The following is a 23,652-nucleotide window of genomic DNA, read 5'->3' as shown; positions in this document are numbered from 1 at the left end:
ACTCAATTAAAATAGGCCTTTCTTAATTTTAAACAAATTTGAAACATCTTCGGTTCCTGGATGGATGTGCCATGTTTCAATGCCTAAAGATTTTGAGGTGTTGCAATTATCTTCATTGTCATCAATAAAAAGACATTCGTTGGCATTTAATTTGTTTTCATTTAAAACAAAATTGAAAATATCGCGGTTAGGTTTTCTTAAATTGATTTCGTGCGATAAATAAAATGCATCGAAATAATTTTTGAATTCATCGTAAAACGGAATGTTTCTTTTTATGAAATCTATATGAAGTTCGTTGGTGTTGCTTAAAAGTATGAGTTTATACTTTGCAGAAGTTTTTAAGTCTTTTAAAAATTCCAATCGATGCTTAGGGAAATCTTTAAGCATGAAATTCCAAATATCTATTAATTCTTCTGAAGAAATATTCGGAAAGTTTTCAACATAAAATTCAATAAATTCTTCGGTCGAAATTAATCCTTGTTCATAAAAACTATTAAAAGCCGTCATTTCTTCCGAAAGGCTATCAATCTTAAATTGATTAAAAGTGTGTTTAATGGCACCTTCTATATCTAAATTGATGAACACGTTGCCAAAGTCGAATATAATGGCTTTAATCATTCTTGCAGATTTTGAGTATATCGGTTAGTATTTTTTCTTCTGAAATTAATGTTCCAGAAAAGTCAGGTGCTTTTATGCCATTTTTAAATTGAGTAGTTCCTGAAAAAACGCGCGCTTCATCCCAAAGGTTTTCATTTATGAAAGTTTGAAGTGTTTTTGCGCCTCCTTCAATAATAATGGAATTGATGTTACGGTTATAAAGACAGTCGCAAATTTGTTTTGCTATAGAAGTTTTTAAATTCCAATTTATAAATTCCATATTCAAATTTTGGTTTTTAGAATTTGTGTTTTGGTATTTAGAACCTATTGTAATTGTTTCTTCTTGTTCATTAAAAACATTTAGGTTTTTTGGTAGCTTTACGTTTTTGTCCAAAACAACTCTTATGGGGTTGTGTCCTGTCCAATCTCTAACAGTTAAGCTGGGGTTGTCTTGTAAAACGGTATTTGTTCCTACTAAAATAGCTTGTTCTTCGGTGCGCCATTTATGGACTAACTGTCTGGAATATTCATTGGTTATCCAAACGGGCTTTTGTTCGTTCTTTGTTTCTGGGGCAATAAAACCATCGGCAGTTTCAGCCCATTTTAAAATAATATAAGGTCTTTTTTTATTGTGAAATGTAAAAAAGCGTTGATGGTGCTCTTTGCATTCATTTTCTAAAACACCAACAGTTACATGGCATCCCGCATTTTTTAGTTTTTCTATGCCTTTTCCGGCAACTTGTATATTGTCGTCAATACAGCCAATAACCACATTTGGTATTTGGTGTTTGATAATGAGGTCGCTACAAGGTGGTGTTTTTCCAAAATGGGAGCAAGGTTCTAAAGTAACATATATAGTAGCTTCTTTTAAAAGCGACTTGTCTTTTACCGAATTTATAGCATTCACTTCGGCATGGTTGCCACCATAAGCATTGGTAAAACCTTCGCCAATAATTTGTTGGTTGTAAACAATAATGCTGCCAACCATGGGGTTGGGTCTAGTTGTGCCTAATCCGTTTTTGGCAATTTCAATGCAGCGTTTTATGTATGTTTCGTGGTTGTTCAAAAAAAAGAATGGATTATTTAATTTTTACGTCTTCGGTTTTATCAACCTCATAAACATGTGAATAGCCTAAAACTTTATAGTTAATCACACCTTTATAATGTACGTTTATTTTTTTGGTTAACAAACTCCCTATTAAGCTGCCTAAATTTTCATCACCAAAAATGCTGTCAATAGATATGTTTGCAGTTAAAGGTATAGAAAAATCTTTTTTGGCAGGTACTTTAAAATTTTTAGATGAAACCGAAGCCATTTCACTGTTGTTTACATAAACTTTTATATCGTTAACTTCCAGTTCGCCACCAATAGTATTGGGGTTTTCAAATAAAGCATCGGCAGCAAGAATGACGTATTCTGGGGTAGATTCAAGTATTTTTATATTTTCAACACCTAAAAACACAGGCTTCTCATTTACAGAGCAATTAAAAAAAACAAGTAAAAATATTGAAAAGATTATAGCGTGTTTCATTTCTGTTTTTTTTATATTTAATGTATCTTCATACCGAAAAATTTCGGAACAAAATTAGCATTTTATATGAGCAAAGATACTATAGTTATAAGGAAAATTGAACCTAATGATAATGCTCAGATAGAACAGATTATTAGGGCGTGTTTTTATGAATTTAAAATTCCTTTGGAAGGAACGGCGTATTCGGATAAAGAAACACCTAAAATGTATGAATCTTACCAAAATGCCAATGAAGTTTATTTTGTAATTGAACAAGATGGTGAAATTTTGGGCGGCGGAGGTTTAAAACCCTTGAAGGATTTTGAAACTGATATTTGCGAGATCCAAAAAATGTATTTTTCGCCTAAAGTTAGGGGAAAAGGGTATGGTAGATTGCTGCTTGATAAATGTATGTCGGCAGCTAAGAATTTAGGATATAAAAAGTGTTATCTAGAATCTACGCCACAACTGAAAGCCGCTATTCATATATACGAAAGTTACGGTTTTAAGCATTTGAAAGGTGCTTTGGGAAATACCGGGCATTACTCATGTGGAGTTTGGATGGTAAAAGATTTGTGATCAATATTTTTTATTAGATTACCGTAGGTGCTAGTACAGTCGAGCACTAATTATTTTAAAATATTATTTTGAATTTAAAAGACATACAAAAGACATTTCATTTAGAATTAGATGCTATTTATGATAAAGAAGAGGTAGATAGCTTCTTTTTTATGCTTATTGAATCGTATTGCAATGTGTCTAGATTGAAGTTGGCCATGGAGCCACAGTTGTCGGTTGATGGTTACGAAGCTATTTTAAATGCTTTAAAATTGTTAAAGGAAGAACAGCCCATTCAATATATATTAGGCGAAAGCGAATTTTACGGGTTGCCTTTTAAGGTAAATCAGTATACTTTAATACCAAGACCTGAAACGGAAGAATTGGTTGAGTGGGTCATTTCAAAATTTAGAAATCAGAATTCAGAAATCAGAATTTTAGACGTGGGAACGGGTAGTGGTTGTATTGCTATTTCATTGGCTAAAAACTTACCGAACGCTAAAGTTTATGCTTTAGATGTGAGCAATGAAGCTATAAAGATGGCTAAAAAAAATGCTCAATTAAATGGTATAGCTGTTGAATTTATTGAAGCTGATATTTTAAAGCCTGAAACATGGAGTCCCGATTTTAGTAAAATGACATTTGATGTCATTGTTTCCAACCCACCTTATGTAAGAGAGCAAGAAAAACAGTTGATGAAACCGAATGTTTTAAATAACGAACCACACTTGGCTTTGTTTGTGAAAGATGAAAACCCACTGTTGTTTTATAAAGCCATTACGGAGTTTGCTGTAGAAAATTTAACTAATAATGGCGAGTTGTTTTTTGAAATCAATGAATATCTTGGGAAAGAGATGATACAATTGTTGGTAAATAGTAACTTCAAAAATATAGAATTGAAACAAGATATCTTCAAAAAAGATAGGATGATTAAAGGAGAAATCAATTAACAATTAAAAGGTTTGCAAACTAACCAATAACCAACAATTAAAAACCAACAACCATCTATAAATACTATGGATATAGAAAAACAGATACAAAACCTTCGTAACGAGCTGAATGAGCATAACTATAACTATTATGTGTTAGATAGCGCAACCATTTCAGATTACGATTTCGATATCAAATTAAAAGAGCTTCAAGAATTGGAAATGAAGCATCCGGAATTTTTTGATGTCAATTCACCAACGCAACGTGTAGGAGGAGAGGTTACCAAAAATTTCGAGACCATTCCGCATGAGTATCGTATGTATTCGTTGGACAATTCCTATTCTAAAGAAGACTTGTTAGATTGGGAAACACGTATAAAAAAGCAAATAGATGGCGATATTCAATACACTTGCGAATTAAAATATGATGGTGCTTCCATAAGTTTAACTTATGAAAACGGTGTATTGGTTCGTGCAGTAACACGAGGTGATGGTTTTCATGGCGATAATGTAACAGCTAATGTGAAAACTATAAAATCAGTGCCTTTGAGATTAAAAGGAACCGATTATCCACATAAATTCGATATACGTGGTGAAATTGTTTTGCCTTATGAAGGGTTTAACAAAATGAACGAAGAACGTATTGAAATAGGGGAAGAGCCCTATAGGAACCCAAGAAATACAGCATCAGGTAGTCTAAAATTGCAAGATAGTGCCGAAGTTGCCAAGCGACCGTTGGAATGTTTACTTTACAACATAACAGGTTCCAATTTGGGAATTAGCACCCAGTTTGAAAGTTTAGAAAAAGCCAGACAATGGGGTTTTAAAGTGCCTAGTGCAGCAAAAATTGCCAATTCCATTGATGAGGTTTTAGAGTTTATTGATCATTGGAACGTACATCGCCACGAGTTGCCTTACGAAACTGATGGTGTGGTTATTAAAGTAAACAGCTTGCAACAACAAGAGGAGTTGGGGTATACCGCTAAAGCTCCGCGTTGGGCTATGGCCTATAAATTTAAGGCGGAACAGGTGTCAACAAAATTAAATAGTATTACGTATCAAGTTGGAAGAACTGGAGCTATTACCCCAGTAGCCAATTTAGAACCTGTTGAATTGGCTGGCACCACCGTAAAAAGAGCATCGCTTCATAATGCCGACCAAATTGAAAAATTAGATATTCGAGTTGGTGATGAGGTGTATGTTGAAAAAGGAGGGGAAATTATCCCGAAAATTTTAGGTGTTGATTTAACGAAACGTCCATCGCATTCCAAACCAACCGAATATATTACAACTTGCCCTGAATGTGAAACAGAATTAGTAAGGCAGGAAGGAGAAGCACAGCATTATTGCCCTAATTATAATGGGTGTCAGCCACAAATAATTGGGCGTATTCAGCATTTTGTATCTAGGAAAGCCATGGATATTGATGGGCTGGGGAAAGGAATAATAGAGATTTTATATCATCATCATAAGGTAAGTAATTATTCAGATTTATATTTTTTGAAATATGATGAGATTGAGGGGATTAGAATGTGGTTGGATAATGAGGATGCTGGTTTTAAAAAAAACGGACAACTTCAAGTGAAATTAGGAAAAGCGATATATGGTTTAAGTCAGGGTTGGGGAAATTTAACAAGAGCTCATTCTGAATTGATAGCTAAAAAAATCAAAAAATTGCAAGATGTTTTTGATATTTCAGAAGTTCCAGATGGTGTTGATAAGAGAAAATTTGAAAGATTTGTAACTACTTTGAAAAAAAATCTTTTTAAGATAAATCTTCAGGAATATTTTAGTTTTGACCATTACGTTTCTTTTGATTTGCTTTTAATTTTGAAATTCCCAAGCAGTTCATTGAGTTTGTTTGGTGATAATGAATTAGAAGAACTTAATTATATTGACGAGGCTTTATTGTTAAATAGATTTTATACTGATAAAAGGTTTGAAGATTTTATTGTGAAGGTTTGTGATAGGAATAGGGTTGGGATACAATCATTAACAGCAAAGAATATATTAAAAGCCATAGAGATTTCAAAAAGCAGACCTTTTGGTAACGTTTTGTATGCGTTGGGTATCAGAGATGTAGGAGAGGTCAGTGCTAAGAATCTAGTAAATCACTTTTTAACAATAGAAAACCTAATTGATGCAAGTTATGATGATTTGGTTTCTGTTAGAGATGTTGGTGAAAGTGTTGCGAATAATGTAATGCAATTTTTTAAAGATTCTAAAAACGTAAAAATTATTGACAGGTTAAAAGCTTGTGGTGTTAATTTTGAAATAAAAAAGAAAAAGATTGAATCTGAAAAGTTAAATGGTTTAAATTTTGTGGTTTCAGGAAAGTTTACAATAGAGAGAGATGAATTAAAGAAAATGATTGAGGAAAACGGGGGGAAAAACATAAGTTCATTATCAAAAAATACTTCATATTTGATTGTGGGTGAAAATATGGGGCCAAGCAAAAGAGAAAAAGCAGAAAAAGAGAATATAAAAATGATAAGTGAAGTTGAATTTTATGAATTATTAAAGGATGAATAATTTTATAGCTTTTGATTTTGAAACGGCAAATGGTAATTACCCTTGTTCAATAGGTATCGTAGAATTTCAAGATGGAGAGGTTATTAATGAATACTATTCTTTGATAAACCCAAAAATTGATAAATTTAATCCATTTGCAAAAAGAGTACATGGTATTTCTGAAGAACAAGTGGCAAACGAAAGGGAGTTTGATGAGGTATGGAAAGATATTAATCATTTTTTTGAAGGAAGGGTTATCGTAGCTCATAATTCAAGTTTCGATATGTCTGTGCTCTATTCGTCTCTAGAAAGGTATAATATTCCTATGCCAATTAATACTTGTTTTTGCACATTGAGCCTTTCTAGAAGTCGTTTTCAGTTAGACAATTATAAACTAAGTTCTCTTGCTCAATATTTTAAAATTCCTCAAGAAAATTATCATAACGCGCTTGAGGATGCTTTTATATGTGGAAAAGTCTTTTTTCATATACTTCTGCAAGTTGAAGATTTTGAATTGTTTACTAAGTCAAATTCTTTTTTAAAAAATAAGAATAAAAAATTAATAACTAACAATACAAAGAAGACAATCAATTTTAACAATGACTCTACTTTAATTATTAATGTAAAAGAATTATTAAGTATACAATCAGATATATTGAAAGGACAAAGTATTGTAATATCTGGTGTTTTTGAATCGCTTTCTCGCGATGAATTAAAAAAACTCATTGAAGATAATGGTGGTAAAGTAAGTAGTTCTATATCGTCAAAAACAAGTTTTATTGTTGCTGGAGATAACATGGGGCCAAGTAAAAGAAAAAAGGCCGAGGATTTAAATATTTTACTGATAAACGAATATGAATTCTTACAAAAAATTAAATAAATTGTAATTTTATCGATAAAATGTATTTTTTTAACGATTAATTGTAAAATTAATTTATATTTGTACTTGAACCGTAAATTGTTATCATGAGCAAGTCAAAAGTCTTGGTAATTTTAGCGTTATTGCTTTTTGTTCTATCTGTTTCATTTCAGTATAGAGATGAAGGTGCAATTGCTACTGATCTCAAATCAGCAATATTACCTATAGTAACATTGTTTTATTTTATAACTGTAAAAAAGAAGTCTTTATTTTTTACGGTTTTTTTACTGCTATTTTCTTTTTCAGAATTAATGGTTTTTATCAGGCCTTATGTGTCTTATAATCTTGATTATTTTTTAGGAAACTCATTATATATTCTGGCTTATAGTTTTTTAATTATTGAAATTTCTAAATCAATTTCATTATATCATGTGTTAAGAAATTATAAAATTCATCTATTGGTGTTAACTATTTTAAACATATATATTATTCATGTTTTACAAACTATAGTAGACCCCTTTGTGGAAAAATCAAACGAGTATTATGTGGAATTGATATATAATATTGTAATGTTATTGCTTCTGTCGGTAGCATTAGTAAACTATTTTTATAAGGATAATGTGAAGGCGTTGTATTTGTTTATAGGTGCGTTGTGTATTGTTTTTGCCGAAGTTATTTGGGTGGCTTACACATATATTTCTGAAAGACATTTGCTTCAAATGGTTTCCACATCTTTATATGTTTTAGCCTATTATTTTTTCTATAAACAATCTAAAATTGAACAAGAATTTAAGCAAGAAGAAGTTGATATGCTCATTAATTAGTTTTTTTTACTTTTTTAAAGGAATATCTTTTCTGTATAGATATAGAATAATTACAGATAGTATAAAAGTTAATACTGCAGTATAAAAAAGTAAACCGCTGTCGTTATTAATTTCAATGCCTAGTACAGTTGCGTGCATAAATATAGCACCACTTAAAACTCCTATAGTTAATGTGGCTCCTATCCAAATTGTTTTTGGTATAAGTAACAAAATGCCAGCAATGAGCTCTAAAAAAACAATGGCTATTCTTCCATAAGGTTCTAACCCAATTTTTTCAAATATATAAATGCTATCAGGGTGCGCGGTAAATTTAAAACGGAGTGTTTGAATTAAGGTAACAGCAACAATTATCCTTAGTGCTAACGAAATGTATTTTTTCATTATCTAAAATTTGAAAGTCATTTTGTTAGACGTCTTTTATACCGATACTTATCAAAACCCTATCTATTTGTATGGTAAAACTTATATTTAATAACTGATTATCGATAAAATGTATTGTTTAAGTGTTGAAATGATATTTTTTTTATATTTGATTCAACCTACTTATCTAAATATTGTGAAAAACCAGCTTAATTTTACTTATAATACATTATTTCTGTGTGCGTTAATTTTATTAATTGCCGTAAATATTGTTGGTGTTTTTATAAACGACGCCCTAATTATGAAAACGATGATGTCTGTTTTTGTGCCTGTTTTTTTAATTTTCTTTTTTATTAATGACAAGTCTCTAGGCATTGCCTTTATTTCTTTTTTATTGTTTTCTTTTTTAGGAGATACATCTGCTTTACTTTTTTTAGACGATGTTTTAATTGAAGCTTCAAGTGTGCTTTACATTTTAAGTTATTTTTTCTTGTTAATTATAGTAGCTCCAAAATTTAAGTTTTTAGAATTGAATGCTTTAGTGGGAACTTATTTGCTAGTTGTGTTTTCAATAGCTGTTTATTTTCTTTACATAACCTATAGTATTTTGGACGTTGTAGTTCCAAATCATAATGAAGTGCTTCTATTTGGAATAAAGAGCTTCGTTTTAATAATCTTAACATTTGTATCCTTTGGTGTGTATTTAAATACCCAAACCAAACAATCGATTTTGTTTTTAACAGCAGTAGTGTTTTTAGGATTGTCCGTAATGATAAGTTCTGTGAATTTATATTACTTAAACAATTGGAGTTTAGAATTACTTTACAGACTCTTGTATGCTACAGCGCTTTACCTAATGTTTAAATGTATTACGGATAAAGAAGTAGTAACCAAACAGCCTAAGTATATAGAGTTGAAGGAAAAATATTCGTCTGATACCGTTTTATCTTAAACAATAATGGAAGTACCATTTGCCGATTTGGTTTTATCTGAATCGAAATAAAAATCAATTCTCCCGAGATTGATACCGTAACATCCAACTTGATTTACCAGCATATTTTTGCCCTCATTATTTTTAACAACAGTCGGTTTAGGTAAAAATGAGTGGGTGTGTCCGCCAATTATCAAATCAATATCTTTAGTTGCTGCGGCCAATTTTAAGTCGCTTATTTTGTCGGGGTTTGTTTTGTAATCATATCCCAAATGCGAAAGGCAAATAATTAAATCGCATTTTTCTTCATTTTTTAAAACACGCGTCATGTCCTGTGTTATTTCAATAGGATCTAGATATTTGGTTTCTTTGTACATGGCAGGATCTACTAAGCCATTTAGTTCTATACCCAATCCAAAAACACCAATTTTAATACCGCTTTTGTTAAAAATTTTATAGGGCTTTACATGGGTGTTCATGACGGTATTGGAAAAGTCGTAATTAGATGAGATAAATTGAAATTTGGCATGGGGAAGTTGTGCATACAAACCATTAATGTCATTATCAAAATCATGATTGCCAATAGTGGCGGCATCATATTTTAATTTGCTCATCAATTTAAATTCCAGCTCGCCCCCATAATAATTAAAATAGGGTGTGCCTTGAAAAATATCGCCGGCATCCAGTAAAAGCGTGTTAGGGTTTTCGCCTCTAATAGATTCAATCAAGCTAGCTCTTCTGGCAACACCTCCCATATTGGCATTTCGTGCATCTTCAGGACCAAAAGTGTCTATATGGCTATGCACATCGTTGGTATGTAATATGGTAATTTTGGATACTTTTTCAACTGTTGAAAACGACTGAAGTCCTAAACCACCAATAGTAACCAATGCTGCGGTGGCCGATGTTTGTTGTATAAAGTCTCTACGTTTCATTTTTGTCTTTTTAGTTTCAAAGTTTCAAAGCTTCAAAGTTTCAAGGTTAAAAGGGTATTAAGTTTAGTTACTCTTATTTTGCTCATAAACTCATAAACTCATAAACCATAACTTTGCCTCTTTGAAACTTTGTTACTTTGTTTCTTTACTACTGAATCATAATAAACCTATCGTCTCTAACAGGGTTTATAGTGTCCACTTTTTTGAAATTATCTATTAATGCATTGCGTATTTTATAGTCTAAAATAAAAACGGCTTCATTGGGTTTAAAAAAGGTCATGCCGTCGCCACCGTTATATAAATAATCATTCGTAGCAACAAAATAGGTTCTGTTGGAATCAATTTCCTCATCATTTACAGTAGCTTCAATCACATTAAAATCTTTGTCTATTGCAAGTTTAAGCTTCGAAATGGGGTGGGCTTTTCGTGCTTTACTTAAATAGTTGATCAAACTATCTATTTGGGGACTTTTTAAAGCAACAACCATGATACTGTTTTCAAAAGGCATCAATTCAAAAGCGGTTCGGGTAGTTATATTTCCTTTGGAAATAATGGAGCGGATACCACCATGGTTCAAAATTACCATGTCTATATTTTTACCTGTTCTACTCTTAAAAATAGGGTTGGCTTCATCAAAAACAGCATCGGCCATATAATTTCCAAGGGCGGTATTGAACTCGCCATCAGATTTTGTGTAGGTAGCTTTGGAATAGGCCAATACATTATCTAGATCTTTTTGAATGTGTGTTCTGTATGGTTTAATAAAGGCTTCAATTTCGGAATCTGGACTAACCGACTCTTCAACAGGAATTTGTTTGCCGTCAATTTGTGTTAAATACGCTTTGGGTTGCTTGCAATTAAAAAATAGTAATATATATAACAAATAAATTAAATATGTAAACCTCATATTTTTAGTAGATTTTTTGAGTGTAGTTTTGTTACCTTTGCGCAAAGTATAAAGATAAATGATTTTAAAAGGTTTTAAAGAAAAATCTATTAAAAAGCATATCAACAAATTGTTATCTAAAAGGCAAGTAAATGTTATAGATGATAAGGTTGAAAGTTTGGGGATTATCTTTAATATGGATGAAGTTGAAGATTTTGAAAAGTTCAACACACTGTCATCTTATTTAAAAGTGCTGCCAAACAGACTGAAGATTATAGCGTTTTCTGCAAGTAAAAATGAAACCCTTAAGTCTTGGGATGTTTGTTATACCCCGAACGATTTTGGTTGGAATGGCGTTATTAAAAATAACGAATTGCAAGATTTTTTAGATATTAAGTTTGATGTTTTGATAAGTTATTACGAAGCAGAAGTAACAGAATTGAAATGGATTACAGCAGCATCTAAAGCGCAGTTTAAAATAGGGATTTTGCAAACCGATGAACGTTTAAACGATTTAATCATTAAAACCAACTTAAAAGAATTTGACGTATTTAAAGCCGAAATGTTTAAATACCTAACTATATTAAATAAAATTAAAAATGAATAGTAAGTTTCTAGGAACTGGAGTTGCTTTAGTTACACCTTTTAAATCAGATTTAACTATAGATCATGATGCCTTAACAAATATTGTGAATTTCAATATTGAAAATGGCGTAGAGTATCTTGTGGTATGTGGTACAACAGGAGAAAGCGTTACCATTACTAAACAAGAAAAAAAGGATGTTATTGAAACTATATCTAAAGCAAACAATGGGCGTGTGCCTATGGTTTTAGGTATTGGCGGAAATAATACAGCAGAAGTTATAGACGAAATTAAGTCAACCAATCTAAGTAATATTGATGCTATTTTATCGGTGTCTCCATATTATAGTAAACCAACACAAGAAGGTATTTATCAGCATTTTAAAGCGATATCCCAGGCTTCTCCGGTTGATGTTATTTTGTACAACGTTCCTGGACGTACTTCTAGAAACATTGAAGTTGAAACAACTTTAAGATTAGCTAACGATTTTAAAAATATTGTTGCCGTAAAAGAGGCAGGAAATAATGTGTCGCAATATTTAGAGTTAATTAAAAACAAACCGGATGACTTTTTGATTATTTCTGGAGATGACGATCTAGCTTTAGGTATTGTTTTGGCAGGCGGTGCGGGAGTTATTTCGGTAATAGGGCAAGGATTTCCTAAAGAATTTTCAGAAATGATTCGTTTAGGATTGAAAGGTGATGCTAAAGAAGCTTACAAACTTCATTTTAGATTAATGGATGTTATCGGTTATATTTTTGAAGAAAACAATCCAGCCGGCATCAAAGGTGTTTTTGAAGCTTTAGGTATGTGTAGAGACAGTGTTAGGTTGCCTTTAGTGCCAGCTTCAAATCAATTAAAAGAAAAAATCAAATCGTTTGTAAACAAGTTTTAAGGGTACGGTTAAATTATTTATCTGTTAAATATTACTTAATCCTTATGATTGCTGTATTTAAGCCGTTATTTTAGCATTAAAATAATATTTTTAAAATCCATATTAATAACTTAATTTTGCATCTTGTTTAAAATTATGAAATCGCAATTACAATATTCTTTTGAATAGCATTAAAAATGTAGCGATTGCATATGACTTTAAAAAATCAGATGTTAATTCTCATATGAATAGATTTCTTTATATATTAATAACTATCGCACTTTTAAGCTCTTGTAGCGAATATCAAAAGGTTCTTAAGAAAGAGGATATTGCGGCAAAGTTTAAAATGGGAGAAGAACTATATAACGAAGGTAAATTTGCAAAAGCGAATAAACTTTTTGCGCAAATAGTACCAAATTATAGAGGTAAGCCCCAAGCGGAAAAATTGATGTACCTGTATTCAAATTCTTTTTATCAAATGAAAGATTACTATACGGCAGGCTATCAATTTGAGCGTTTTGCTTCCAGTTATCCTAAAAGTGAAAAATTAGAAGAAGCTTCATTTTTAAGTGCCAAGAGTTATTATATGCTATCTCCTGTTTATTCTAAAGATCAAAAAGAAACAAAAGAGGCTATTGAAAAACTTCAAGATTTCATCAATTTGTTTCCTCAATCTGAGTATCTTTCTGAAGCAAACAAATTGGTTAAAGAATTAGATTATAAGTTAGAAAAGAAAGCTTTTGAAATTGCTAAACAATACAATACAATTTCAGATTTTCCTGCATCTGTAAAATCGTTTGATAATTTCATGTTCGATTTTCCAGGTTCAACATTACGCGAGGAAGCGTTGTATTACAGATTAGATTCGGCTTACAAATTAGCCGTAAATAGTGTGGAATATAAAAATACCATAAACGGCATTGTTCACCTTAAAAAAGAGCGTTTAGAACAAGCCAAAGAATATTCAACTGCCTTTAAAAAAGCATTTGCAAGTTCGAAGCATTTAGAAGAAGTAAACAAAATGGCTTCGACAATTGACGAAGAATTACAAAAATATAGCACTAAAAGTTAATATCAATGACAATGGATTTAAAGAAAACCAATGCACCTGTTAATACCATCACGTACGACAGAAACCAAATTGACGAACCAACAGAGAACATCTACGAGTCAATTTCAATCATAGCAAGACGTGCTGAACAAATTAACACAGAGATTAAAAAAGAACTTATCGATAAGTTAGAGGAATTTGCTACTTATAACGATAGTTTAGAAGAAATCTTTGAAAACAAAGAGCAAATTGAGGTTTCTAAATTTTACGAAAAATTACCAAAACCACATGCTTTGGCTGTTCAAGAATGGTTAACAGACAAAATATATTTTAGAAATACTGAGGAAGATAATCAGTAAACTTTTTTAAAATGTCAATATTAAGCGGCAAGAACATACTATTAGGAATTAGTGGTGGTATTGCCGCTTACAAAACAGCTTCTCTTGTAAGGTTGTTTGTAAAATCGGGTGCTAACGTAAAAGTAGTTATGACACCTTCTGCTAAAGATTTTATAACCCCTTTAACTTTATCAACTCTTTCAAAACATCCTGTTAATTCATCGTTCACTAATGAAGAAGATGATAATGCTGTGTGGAATAACCATGTAGATTTAGGTTTGTGGGCAGATGTATTCATTATAGCTCCTGCCACAGCAAATACCTTGTCAAAAATGGCAAATGGCGTTTGCGATAATTTGTTGTTGGCAACCTATTTATCGGCAAAATGTTCTGTGTACTTTACACCTGCAATGGATTTGGACATGTACAAACACGAAAGCACATTGCGTTCATTTAAGATTTTAAAAAGCTACGGAAATATCATGATTCCCGCCACCAATGGTGAACTTGCAAGTGGTTTAATAGGCGAGGGTAGAATGGCAGAACCAGAAGATATTGTAACTTTTATTGAAAACGATATTTTAAATAAACTCCCCCTAAAAGGAAAAAAAGTACTTATTACGGCGGGACCAACTTACGAAGCTATAGACCCTGTTCGTTTTATTGGCAATCATTCCAGCGGAAAAATGGGGTTTGAAATAGCAAAAGCGGCTGCAAATTTAGGCGCTGAGGTTATTCTAATTTCAGGACCAACACACCAAAAGGTTTCTCATAGTCTTATAAATCTTATTCCTGTTGTTAGTGCTAATGATATGTATAATGCAGCTCACGAGTATTTTAATTCAGTAGATATCGCCATACTTTCAGCTGCAGTTGCCGATTATAAGCCAAAAGAAGTGGCTTCTCAAAAAATAAAAAAGAAAGAAGCTACGTTAACTTTAGAGTTGGAAAAAACAAAGGATATTTTAGCGTCTTTGGGAACTATTAAAACCAATCAGTTTTTAGTGGGGTTTGCTTTAGAAACCAACAACGAGCTCGAAAACGCAAAAGACAAATTAAAAAGAAAGAATTTAAATTTAATTGTTTTAAATTCGTTAAATGATAAAGGCGCAGGTTTTAAAAGCAATACTAATAAGGTAACTTTTATTGATGCAGATGAAACTGTAACCGAATATCAACTAAAATCGAAAGCTGAAGTAGCAACCGATTTATTAAATAAAATTTTAGAACAAATTAATGCGTAACATACTTATAGTTTTAATATTCAGTTTTGGGATTACAGGTTTTTCCCAAGAGCTAAATTGTAATGTGGTTGTAAATGCACAACAAACAGGTAACGAAAATTTGCCCATTTTTAAAACTCTAGAGAAGCAGTTAAAAGAGTTTGTAAATAATACTAAATGGACAAACAAAACCTTTGCGTTTCAAGAGCGTATAGACTGCAGTATGATAATAAATATAGTAGGTTATAGTGGCGAAGCATTTCAAGCATCACTACAAATACAATCATCACGTCCTGTTTTTGGTTCATCATTTACAACACCTATTTATAATTTTAATGATAAAGATTTTAATTTTAGGTATTTAGAATATCAAAACTTAATTTTTAACCCTACACAATACGAATCTAACTTAGTATCAGTTTTGGCATTTCATGTGTATATGATTTTAGGATTGGATGCAGAATCGTTTGCTGAAAACGGAGGCGATACGTACTTTAAACAAGCTCAAACCATTGTTAATTATTCGCAACAAGAAAATTTTAAAGGTTGGAAATTATCAGACGGTTTACAAAGTCGATTTGCACTTATAGATAATATTTTGTCGCCAACTTTTAAAGAATATAAAGAGGTAATGTACACTTACCACCGTAAAGGTTTGGATGTAATGAGTGATAACGCCAAAGAAGGTAAAGAGCAAATAGCGGCATCGTTAAAAAAATTTCAAGCTATGAATAGTCGTAGACCAAATTCCTTTTTGCTACGTACTTTTTTTGATGCAAAAGCAGATGAAATTGAGCAAGTTTTTAGTGACGGACCCAATGTAAACATAGCCAGTGTTAAAGAAACGTTACAAAAAGTAGCGCCTATGCACAGTAGCAAATGGCAAAATATTAAGTTTTAAGTAAACCAACTTTCAACTTTTAACTTTACAACTTTTAACTTCAATGTTAACATCACTTTCTATAAAAAACTACGCTTTAATTGATAATCTTCATGTAGATTTCAACGATGGTTTTTCAATAATTACAGGAGAAACTGGTGCTGGTAAATCCATACTTTTAGGTGGTTTGTCTTTAATTCTTGGAAAGCGAGCCGATTTAAGCAGCTTAAAAAACACCGAAGAGAAATGTGTAATTGAAGCGGTTTTCAATATTTCAAATTACAAACTTCAATCGCTTTTTAAAGCTGAAGATTTAGATTATGAAAATGAAACAATCATCCGTAGAGAGATATTACCCTCTGGAAAATCGAGGGCTTTTGTAAACGATTCACCTGTAAATTTAAATAGTTTGCAATTGTTAGGTGAACGATTGATTGATATTCATTCGCAACACGAAACCTTGCAGCTTACAAGCAACGAGTTTCAGTTTCAAATTATTGATGCCTTGGCTGATAATGAAGTAGCGCTTCAAACATATAAATTAGAATTAAAATCTTATAAAAAATTAAAAAAAGAGCTTCAAGAACTTTTGGATTTTCAAGCGGAAGCCATAAAAGAACACGATTATAATTCGTTTTTACTGAATGAATTGGTGGAAGCCAATTTAATTAAAGGCGAATTGGAATTACTTGAAGAAGAATATGAAACTTTAAATAATATTGAGGGCATTAAAGAAAAACTTTCTGAGGCCTATCAATTATTAAATGAAGAGCAAATAGGGGTGTTGCCAACTTTGACATCTTTGAAAAATACATTTCAAAAACTATCAAGCTATGCTGCTAAATACGAAGATTTATTCAATAGAGTAAATAGTAGTTTAATAGAAATGGATGATGTTTTTAGAGAAGTTGATGTATTGCATGAAAATTTGGAAGCAGATCCAAAACGATTGGAAGTCGTAGATTCGAAATTGCGCGTGCTTCATAATTTGATGCAAAAACATGTAGTAAATAGTATTTCAGAATTAATTGATATAAAAAATCAACTGGAAGAAAAAGTAGCGTTTACTGAAAATTTAGATGATTCTATCGAGAAAAAGCGCATGGAAATTACTACTAAAGAAGCGGAACTTGATGTTGTTTCAAAAGCTATTCATGACAAGCGTACTGAGGTCATTCCACAATTAAAAGAAAAATTGGAAACTATTTTGGCCACTTTGGGTATGCCAAACGCCCAGTTTAAAATAGACGTTGTTTACGGTGCCGAATTTTTTGCTAACGGAAAAGACGATTTGTCCTTTTTGTTTTCAGCCAACAAAGGTGGAAATTTTAACGAGCTTAAAAAAGCGGCTTCTGGGGGCGAATTGTCTCGAATTATGTTAGCCATAAAATCGGTATTGGCAAAATATATACAGTTGCCAACTATCATGTTTGATGAAATTGATACGGGTGTTTCGGGTGAAATCTCTAATAAAATGGGCGATATCATGTTGCAAATGAGCAAAACTATGCAAGTATTTTCAATAACCCATTTGCCACAAATTGCAGCCAAAGGCCATTCACATTTCAAAGTATATAAAGAAGATGTTAACAACGTTACGCAAACAAACTTAGTGAAATTAAACCACGACGAGCGCATTGTTGAAATCGCTCAAATGTTGGGCGGTATTGAAATGTCGTCTTCTGCCATAGCTCACGCTAAAGAATTGTTAAATTGAAAAGTTTTTAAAGTTTCAAGTTTAAAAGTTTAAAGTTTATTACTTTTGTCTATTAATAAGTTAAGTCGGTTGTCGTGGAGTTGTTAAGTCTAAATTATAATCAAACCAAGCAACTAAACAACAAACAACTAACAACTAACAAAAATAAATATGTCATATAATTTACTAAAAGGAAAAAGAGGAATCATTTTTGGAGCATTAGACTCAAATTCAATTGCTTGGAAAACAGCAGAACGTGTTCATGAAGAAGGCGGAACGTTTGTTTTAACCAACGCGCCAGTTGCCATGCGTATGGGGCAAATTAACGAGCTAGCTGAAAAAACAGGGTCTCAAATTATTCCTGCTGACGCTACTTCTTTAGAAGATTTAGAAAATTTGGTGAAGCAATCTATGGAAATTCTTGGAGGTAAAATAGATTTTGTTTTACATTCCATTGGGATGTCTATAAACGTTAGAAAAGGAAAGCACTATACCGACCAAAATTATGAGTGGACACAAAAAGGAACTGATGTTTCTGCTATGTCTTTTCATAAAGTAATGCAAACTCTTTACAAGCAAGATGCTATGAACGAGTGGGGAAGCATTGTGGCTTTAACTTATATGGCGGCGCAACGCGTGTTTCCAGATTATAACGATATGGCCGATAATAAAGCGTATTTAGAAAGTATTGCACGTAGTTTTGGGTATTTCTTTGGTCGTGATAAAAAAGTGCGTGTAAATACCATTTCGCAATCACCAACACCAACTACTGCTGGTAGCGGTGTAAAAGGTTTTGACGGATTTATTGCTTATGCCGATAAAATGTCGCCACTTGGTAATGCTACGGCTTTAGATTGTGCAAACTACACCGTAACATTGTTTAGCGATTTAACAAAACGCGTAACCTTACAAAACCTGTATAACGATGGTGGTTTTAGCAACATGGGTGTGAGTGATGCTGTAATGAGCACTTTTGTAGGAGAAGAATAAAAAGTATAGATAGACCTCACAGGTTTTTGTAACCTGTGAGGTCTAAAAAAATAAAAACATAGCCACTTGTATAAGGTGGCTTTTTTGTTTGCTTTAATTACATTTGTGTTATGCAACTACAATTTTCATTCATCATTCCAGTTTACAATCGTCCGGACGAAACACAAGAACTTTTGCGAAGTTTTGTTGGGTTGAAAACGGATACTAAGTTTGAAATTGTTATTGTTGAAGATGGCTCCACCATATCATCTAAAGAAGTGGTGGATGCTTTTACATCTTCGCTCGATATTTCTTATTATTTCAAAGAAAATTCAGGTCCTGGAGATTCTAGAAACTTTGGGATGCAAAAGGCAAAAGGCAACTATTTTATTATTTTAGATTCCGATTGCATTTTGCCTGAAAACTATTTATTTGAAGTTGAAAAAAGCTTAAATAAAAATTATGTAGATTGTTTTGGCGGTCCTGATACGGCACACCATTCGTTTACCAATTTGCAAAAAGCCATTAATTTTTCAATGACGTCTTTTATCACCACTGGCGGTATTAGAGGTAACAAAAAAAGTGTTGATACGTTTCAACCCCGAAGTTTTAATATGGGACTTTCAAAAGAAGCTTTTTTAGCATCAGGTGGTTTTGGTTTTATCCATCCTGGTGAAGACCCCGATTTATCCATTCGCCTTTGGAATTTAGGTTTTAAAACAAAGCTTATTCCAGAAGCATATGTGTACCACAAACGACGTATTTCCTGGAGTAAATTTTACAAGCAAGTACATAAGTTTGGGTTGGTACGCCCTATTTTAAATAAGTGGCATCCTTCAACAAAAAAAATAACTTATTGGTTTCCAACGGTATTTAGTTTAGGGCTTGTTGTTTCGTTGCTTTCACTAATTTTTCAAATAAAGTTTTTCATTGCTTTTTATGCGTTTTACTTTGTTTTGGCGTTTTTAATAGCGTTATATACAACTAAAAATTTGGTGGTTTCTGTTTTGTCGTTATTGGCAATTACAGTCCAGTTTTTTGGGTATGGTTATGGTTTTTTAAAATCCACACTTGCTATCAACGTTTTCAAAAACAACCCAGAAACGCATTTTCCTAATTTGTTTTTTAAATCATCATGATAAAAAAAATAAAATCCGACATATTAACCTCCATCAAGAACAAAAAAATAAATGTGTTTTTTCTGTTTTTACTCTTGGCATTCATTATTTTGATATTTACCAAGCTTTCAAAAACCTACACCAATACTGTGGTTTTTAATATTGAAAAAATTAATGTTCCACAAGAAGATGTCATTTTTGATGATTCCATACCTCTAAACATTACCTTAAAAACACATGGATTTAAATGGCTGACCTATTATTTTTCGAAGCCTAAAATTAAAATCGATTTTAAAAAAGATGTATATAAAAAAGATTCTATTTTTGTTTGGAACAAATCCAAAGCCTATTTAGAAAACACACAATTTGGCAAACAAGTTGAATTGCTAAACATCACTCCCGAGGTACTTACGTTCAGATATGGTTTAAATATGGTGAAAAAAGTACCTATACAACTAAATGCAGATATAAAATATAGTGTGGGTTTTGATGTATCCACCCCTTATGTTTTAGAACCCGACTCGTTGCTTGTAGTGGGGCCGAAGGCATTGGTGTCTAACATATATTTTGTTAAAACCGAAAAGGTATCATTAAACGATATTAAAAAAAACCTATTCGAAACCGTTAAACTGAAAACACCTAAAAAGAATAAAGATGTAAAGTTTTCAACCGACAAAATAATTTTAAAAGCAAAAGTTGAAAAGTTTACAGAAGGTACTTTAAAAATTCCGGTATTTGTTATTAATGTGCCAGAAAATATCAATTTAAAATATTTCCCTAAGGAAGTTAATGTGTCTTATTACGTAAGTTTAAGTAACTTTAACTCCATTTCGGCTAAAGATTTTAGGGTGGTTTGTGATTACAGTAAAGTTATAAATAATCAATCGCTACTGGTGCCAGAATTGGAGAAGTTTCCAAAATCAGCAAAAAATGTAAAAATTAAACAACAACGTATAGAATTCATCATATTAGAATGATTGTAGTGGGTTTAACAGGTGGTATAGGAAGTGGTAAAACAACGGTTGCCAAACAATTTGACGCATTGGGTATTCCTGTTTATATTGCAGATGAAGAAGCTAAAAGGCTCATGAACCGTTCTAAAGTTATCAAGCGCAAACTTATAGCGTTGTTTGGTGAAGAGGCATATTTGGATAATCAATTAAACAAGCCTTTTATAGCAAATATCATTTTTAACGATAAAACCTATTTGCAAAAAATGAATGCCATTGTGCACCCACGTGTGGCAGCTCACTTTAAAAAATGGGCAGCAAAGCAAAACAGTCCTTATGTTATAAAAGAAGTGGCTATTTTGTTTGAAAATGGAGGACATAAACAATGTGATTATGTGATTACCGTTACAGCGCCAAAAGAAGTGCGTATACAGCGTTTATTGAAACGTGACGATACTACTGAAGAGAAAGTGAAAACTATCATGAGAAATCAATGGTCTGATGAAGAAAAAGTAAAACTTTCAGATTATGTAATAACCAATATTGAACTTGAAAACACTATGAATCAAGTAAAGAAAATTCACGTTAAAATCCTTAAATCTATAAAATAAACTCAAATTTTAACATTTTTGTTAATGTAAGGTTAAAAGGGCTTAGCACTAAATGTTAAAATGTTAATTTTGAATAATGAGCAAAAAGATTTTCGTACTATTAATCTTGTTAATGAGTTTATCTCTAATAGGTATCATTTTTGTTCAAGCATATTATATAAATGGTTCAGTAACAAACGAAAAGGAACGTTTTAAGTTCAATGTAAACAAGGTACTTAATTACGTTTCAAACACTATTGAAAAGCGAGAATATGCTGAATATGTATATGAAATTCAAGATTTGCTTTCTAAAGGTGTTGAAGTGGATACAGCAGCCATTAGAAATTTATATATCATTCGAGAGGATTTTGATTCTAAAGAAACCGTAGTTTATAGAAGTGGTACCTTAGAAGAAAACTATAAATTTAATTCATCGATCTTTGACATAGGTTTAGATACCATTAGCGTTAAGCGTATTTTAAGTAATCGGGAAACCAAAGTGTACCAGAATAGTGGCGCGAGTTTAGATTTAGATTTAAGTACCAACGATAAGTTGTTGCTTTTAGATAAAATGTCGAGTACAGATAAGATTCTTTACGATGACGTTTATAAAGATTTAGCTTCAAGATTACCCATACACAAACGGGTTACTAAAGAAGAAATTCAAAAGTTATTGTCTGAAAAACTAAAAGAAGACGGCATCAATATCGATTTTGAATTTGCTATTTATAGTAATGATTTAGCAACACGCATACGAAGTGATAATTTTGAAAATAACGAAACCTCTGTATACAGTGTGTTTATGTTTTATAATGAAAACAACCAAAGTAGTTATAGGCTTTTGGTTAGTTTTCCAGATGATAAAAAATTCATTTTATCGTCAAATATGGGCATGATTGTATTGTCAATAATTTTTACGTCCATTATTATTTTAGCTTATGGTGGTGCTTTGTACCAATTGGTTAAGCAGCGTAAAATATCGGAAATAAAAACAGACTTTATAAACAATATGACGCATGAGTTTAAAACACCTATTGCTACTATAAATTTAGCTTTAGATGCCATTAAAAACCCAAAAGTTATTGATGATAAAGAAAAAGTAGTGCGCTATTTGGCAATGATTAAAGAAGAAAACAAACGCATGCACGCTCAAGTAGAAAACGTATTGCGCATATCTAAACTAGAGAAAAATGAATTAAATATTAGTAAGGATAGGTTGGATTTGCACGACTTAGTTCAAGATGCCATTACGCATGTAGAACTTATAGTTGAAGACAGACAAGGCTACATCAAAACATTTTTAGATGCGCCAAAATCGTCCATTTTAGCAAACGAAACCCATTTTACCAATGTTATTGTAAACATGCTGGATAATGCTGTAAAGTATTCTCCAGAAGCACCAAAAATAGAAGTGTACACCGAAAATGTTGGCAATAATGTTATACTAAAAGTAAAAGATTATGGTAGTGGCATGAGTAAAGCAGCTGCCAAACGTGTGTTCGAAAAATTTTATAGAGAGCACACGGGAAACATTCATAACGTTAAGGGCCATGGTTTAGGTTTGGCCTACGTAAAACGAATTGTAGAAGACCACCAAGGTCATGTATCAGTAGAAAGTGAAAAAGACAAAGGAAGCACATTTATAATAAAGCTTCCAATAATATCATAAATATGGAAGAGCAAAAAAAGAGAATTTTACTAGTAGAAGACGATCCTAATTTTGGAATTGTTCTTAAAGATTATTTGATGATGAACGATTATGATGTTGTTCATGCCAAAAACGGAATGGAAGGTTTCGAAAAATTCAAGAAAGACGATTTCGATTTATGCATTCTAGATGTTATGATGCCTTATAAAGATGGTTTTACGCTAGCAAAAGAAATAAGGGAAAAAAACACCGATGTGCCTATCGTGTTTTTAACTGCTAAAACCATGAAAGAAGATGTTTTAAAAGGTTATAAAGTAGGTGCAGACGACTATTTAAACAAACCGTTTGATAGCGAAGTTTTGCTAATGAAAATTAAGGCTATTATGCAACGTAAGGCTACTGAAACTATTTCTGATAGTAAGCAATTTGAATTTAAAATTGGAGGTTTCGATTTAAATTCTAAACTACGTTTTTTACGTTATAAAGGTGGAGAACCTGTTAAATTATCGCCTAAAGAAAATGAGTTATTACGCTTATTGGCTTTGCATGAAAACGATTTAATGCCACGTGAATTAGCGCTTACAAAAATTTGGAGAGATGATAATTATTTCACATCCCGCAGTATGGACGTGTACATTGCTAAACTGCGTAAGTATTTAAAATTAGATGAAAAAGTAGAAATACTAAACATACACGGAGAAGGTTTTAGGTTGGTAGTAAACTAATTGTAAGTTATCATTAAATTATAAAAAATCCAGCAACTTGCTGGATTTTTTATAATTTTAGAAGATTTTCGTTTAACGTTTGGTGTATGATTAGTTGCGTGAGCAG

At 32.0% G+C, this 23,652-nt stretch carries 25 protein-coding genes; 19 read left to right on the top strand and 6 right to left on the bottom strand.

Annotated features, from left to right (window positions below; translation table 11 throughout):
• Window positions 1-6: 6 nt before the first annotated feature.
• The 3 genes from ACGK9U_RS13440 to ACGK9U_RS13430 are packed head-to-tail and all read right to left on the bottom strand — an operon-like array spanning window position 7 to window position 2,129.
• Window positions 7-618, bottom strand: coding sequence for an HAD family hydrolase (locus ACGK9U_RS13440; protein ID WP_394466896.1), 612 nt, complete (start codon window positions 616-618; stop codon window positions 7-9).
• Complete coding sequence (gene ribD / locus ACGK9U_RS13435; RefSeq protein ID WP_394466895.1) at window positions 611-1,663, bottom strand: bifunctional diaminohydroxyphosphoribosylaminopyrimidine deaminase/5-amino-6-(5-phosphoribosylamino)uracil reductase RibD; 1,053 nt, start codon at window positions 1,661-1,663, stop codon at window positions 611-613. Before ribD ends, ACGK9U_RS13440 begins: the two co-directional genes overlap by 8 nt.
• Before the next feature lie 13 nt (window positions 1,664-1,676).
• Window positions 1,677-2,129, bottom strand: a complete 453-nt coding sequence (locus ACGK9U_RS13430; protein ID WP_394466894.1) for a hypothetical protein — start codon at window positions 2,127-2,129, stop codon at window positions 1,677-1,679.
• A 66-nt stretch (window positions 2,130-2,195) separates the two neighbouring features.
• Between ACGK9U_RS13430 and ACGK9U_RS13425 the strand changes: the two genes are divergently transcribed.
• From ACGK9U_RS13425 to ACGK9U_RS13405, 5 genes are all read left to right on the top strand, one after another.
• Window positions 2,196-2,687 carry a GNAT family N-acetyltransferase gene (locus ACGK9U_RS13425; protein ID WP_394466893.1) on the top strand — a complete coding sequence of 164 codons (492 nt, stop codon included), beginning with the start codon at window positions 2,196-2,198 and terminating at the stop codon, window positions 2,685-2,687.
• A 68-nt stretch (window positions 2,688-2,755) separates the two neighbouring features.
• Window positions 2,756-3,616, top strand: coding sequence for a peptide chain release factor N(5)-glutamine methyltransferase (prmC, locus tag ACGK9U_RS13420; RefSeq protein ID WP_394466892.1), 861 nt, complete (start codon window positions 2,756-2,758; stop codon window positions 3,614-3,616).
• A gap of 66 nt (window positions 3,617-3,682) precedes the next feature.
• Window positions 3,683-6,127, top strand: coding sequence for an NAD-dependent DNA ligase LigA (ligA, locus tag ACGK9U_RS13415; protein WP_394466891.1), 2,445 nt, complete (start codon window positions 3,683-3,685; stop codon window positions 6,125-6,127).
• Window positions 6,120-6,986: an exonuclease domain-containing protein gene (locus tag ACGK9U_RS13410; protein ID WP_394466890.1), complete on the top strand. Its 867-nt coding sequence runs from the start codon at window positions 6,120-6,122 to the stop codon at window positions 6,984-6,986. The genes ligA and ACGK9U_RS13410 overlap by 8 nt, the downstream gene beginning before the upstream one ends.
• A gap of 86 nt (window positions 6,987-7,072) precedes the next feature.
• Window positions 7,073-7,789: a hypothetical protein gene (locus tag ACGK9U_RS13405; RefSeq protein WP_394466889.1), complete on the top strand. Its 717-nt coding sequence runs from the start codon at window positions 7,073-7,075 to the stop codon at window positions 7,787-7,789.
• A gap of 6 nt (window positions 7,790-7,795) precedes the next feature.
• Here the strand turns inward: ACGK9U_RS13405 and ACGK9U_RS13400 are convergent, their stop codons facing one another.
• A complete protein-coding gene (locus ACGK9U_RS13400; RefSeq protein ID WP_394466888.1) occupies window positions 7,796-8,170 on the bottom strand; it encodes a DoxX family membrane protein in 375 nt (124 codons plus the stop codon).
• Between the two features lie 175 nt (window positions 8,171-8,345).
• On the opposite strand from ACGK9U_RS13400, the gene ACGK9U_RS13395 reads away from it, so the two are divergent.
• Window positions 8,346-9,101, top strand: coding sequence for a hypothetical protein (locus tag ACGK9U_RS13395; RefSeq protein ID WP_394466887.1), 756 nt, complete (start codon window positions 8,346-8,348; stop codon window positions 9,099-9,101).
• On the opposite strand, the gene ACGK9U_RS13390 is transcribed toward ACGK9U_RS13395, so the two are convergent.
• Window positions 9,098-10,015: a bifunctional metallophosphatase/5'-nucleotidase gene (locus tag ACGK9U_RS13390; RefSeq protein ID WP_394466886.1), complete on the bottom strand. Its 918-nt coding sequence runs from the start codon at window positions 10,013-10,015 to the stop codon at window positions 9,098-9,100. The two genes, ACGK9U_RS13395 and ACGK9U_RS13390, sit on opposite strands and share 4 nt — an antisense overlap.
• A 148-nt stretch (window positions 10,016-10,163) precedes the next feature.
• A complete protein-coding gene (locus ACGK9U_RS13385) occupies window positions 10,164-10,922 on the bottom strand; it encodes a 5'-nucleotidase C-terminal domain-containing protein (RefSeq protein ID WP_394466885.1) in 759 nt (252 codons plus the stop codon).
• 58 nt (window positions 10,923-10,980) lie between these two features.
• On the opposite strand from ACGK9U_RS13385, the gene ACGK9U_RS13380 reads away from it, so the two are divergent.
• The 13 genes from ACGK9U_RS13380 (at window position 10,981) to ACGK9U_RS13320 (ending at window position 23,546) form a co-directional block, all read left to right on the top strand.
• Complete coding sequence (locus ACGK9U_RS13380) at window positions 10,981-11,508, top strand: DUF6913 domain-containing protein (RefSeq protein WP_394466884.1); 528 nt, start codon at window positions 10,981-10,983, stop codon at window positions 11,506-11,508.
• Window positions 11,501-12,379 (top strand): 4-hydroxy-tetrahydrodipicolinate synthase, encoded by an 879-nt coding sequence (gene dapA / locus ACGK9U_RS13375; RefSeq protein ID WP_394466883.1) that lies wholly within the window; start codon window positions 11,501-11,503, stop codon window positions 12,377-12,379. Before ACGK9U_RS13380 ends, dapA begins: the two co-directional genes overlap by 8 nt.
• Window positions 12,380-12,602: 223 nt before the next feature.
• Window positions 12,603-13,430: an outer membrane protein assembly factor BamD gene (locus ACGK9U_RS13370; protein ID WP_394466882.1), complete on the top strand. Its 828-nt coding sequence runs from the start codon at window positions 12,603-12,605 to the stop codon at window positions 13,428-13,430.
• Between the two features lie 11 nt (window positions 13,431-13,441).
• Window positions 13,442-13,768, top strand: a complete 327-nt coding sequence (locus tag ACGK9U_RS13365) for a DNA-directed RNA polymerase subunit omega (protein WP_132218790.1) — start codon at window positions 13,442-13,444, stop codon at window positions 13,766-13,768.
• An 11-nt stretch (window positions 13,769-13,779) separates the two neighbouring features.
• Window positions 13,780-14,991, top strand: coding sequence for a bifunctional phosphopantothenoylcysteine decarboxylase/phosphopantothenate--cysteine ligase CoaBC (gene coaBC / locus ACGK9U_RS13360; RefSeq protein WP_394466881.1), 1,212 nt, complete (start codon window positions 13,780-13,782; stop codon window positions 14,989-14,991).
• Window positions 14,984-15,871 carry a DUF4835 family protein gene (locus ACGK9U_RS13355; protein WP_394466880.1) on the top strand — a complete coding sequence of 296 codons (888 nt, stop codon included), beginning with the start codon at window positions 14,984-14,986 and terminating at the stop codon, window positions 15,869-15,871. The genes coaBC and ACGK9U_RS13355 overlap by 8 nt, the downstream gene beginning before the upstream one ends.
• A gap of 43 nt (window positions 15,872-15,914) precedes the next feature.
• Entirely contained in the window at window positions 15,915-17,567 is a 1,653-nt protein-coding gene (gene recN, locus ACGK9U_RS13350; protein WP_394466879.1) for a DNA repair protein RecN, read from the top strand.
• A 150-nt stretch (window positions 17,568-17,717) separates the two neighbouring features.
• A complete protein-coding gene (locus tag ACGK9U_RS13345; protein WP_394466878.1) occupies window positions 17,718-18,536 on the top strand; it encodes an enoyl-ACP reductase in 819 nt (272 codons plus the stop codon).
• A 110-nt stretch (window positions 18,537-18,646) separates the two neighbouring features.
• Window positions 18,647-19,654, top strand: coding sequence for a glycosyltransferase (locus tag ACGK9U_RS13340; RefSeq protein WP_394466877.1), 1,008 nt, complete (start codon window positions 18,647-18,649; stop codon window positions 19,652-19,654).
• Window positions 19,651-20,610, top strand: a complete 960-nt coding sequence (locus ACGK9U_RS13335) for a YbbR-like domain-containing protein (RefSeq protein WP_394466876.1) — start codon at window positions 19,651-19,653, stop codon at window positions 20,608-20,610. Before ACGK9U_RS13340 ends, ACGK9U_RS13335 begins: the two co-directional genes overlap by 4 nt.
• Window positions 20,607-21,194 (top strand): dephospho-CoA kinase, encoded by a 588-nt coding sequence (gene coaE, locus ACGK9U_RS13330; RefSeq protein ID WP_394466875.1) that lies wholly within the window; start codon window positions 20,607-20,609, stop codon window positions 21,192-21,194. Before ACGK9U_RS13335 ends, coaE begins: the two co-directional genes overlap by 4 nt.
• Window positions 21,195-21,306: 112 nt before the next feature.
• The gene (locus ACGK9U_RS13325) at window positions 21,307-22,842 is read left to right on the top strand and encodes a sensor histidine kinase (protein ID WP_394466874.1); all 1,536 of its coding nucleotides are present in this window, start codon (window positions 21,307-21,309) and stop codon (window positions 22,840-22,842) included.
• A gap of 2 nt (window positions 22,843-22,844) precedes the next feature.
• Entirely contained in the window at window positions 22,845-23,546 is a 702-nt protein-coding gene (locus ACGK9U_RS13320) for a response regulator transcription factor (protein WP_394466873.1), read from the top strand.
• The last annotated feature ends 106 nt before the right edge of the window (window positions 23,547-23,652 follow it).

Source organism: Mariniflexile sp. HNIBRBA6329 (genome assembly GCF_043558645.1).
Classification (GTDB): Bacteria; Bacteroidota; Bacteroidia; order Flavobacteriales; family Flavobacteriaceae; genus Mariniflexile.
This window is presented reverse-complemented; position numbering and strand designations above follow the sequence as displayed.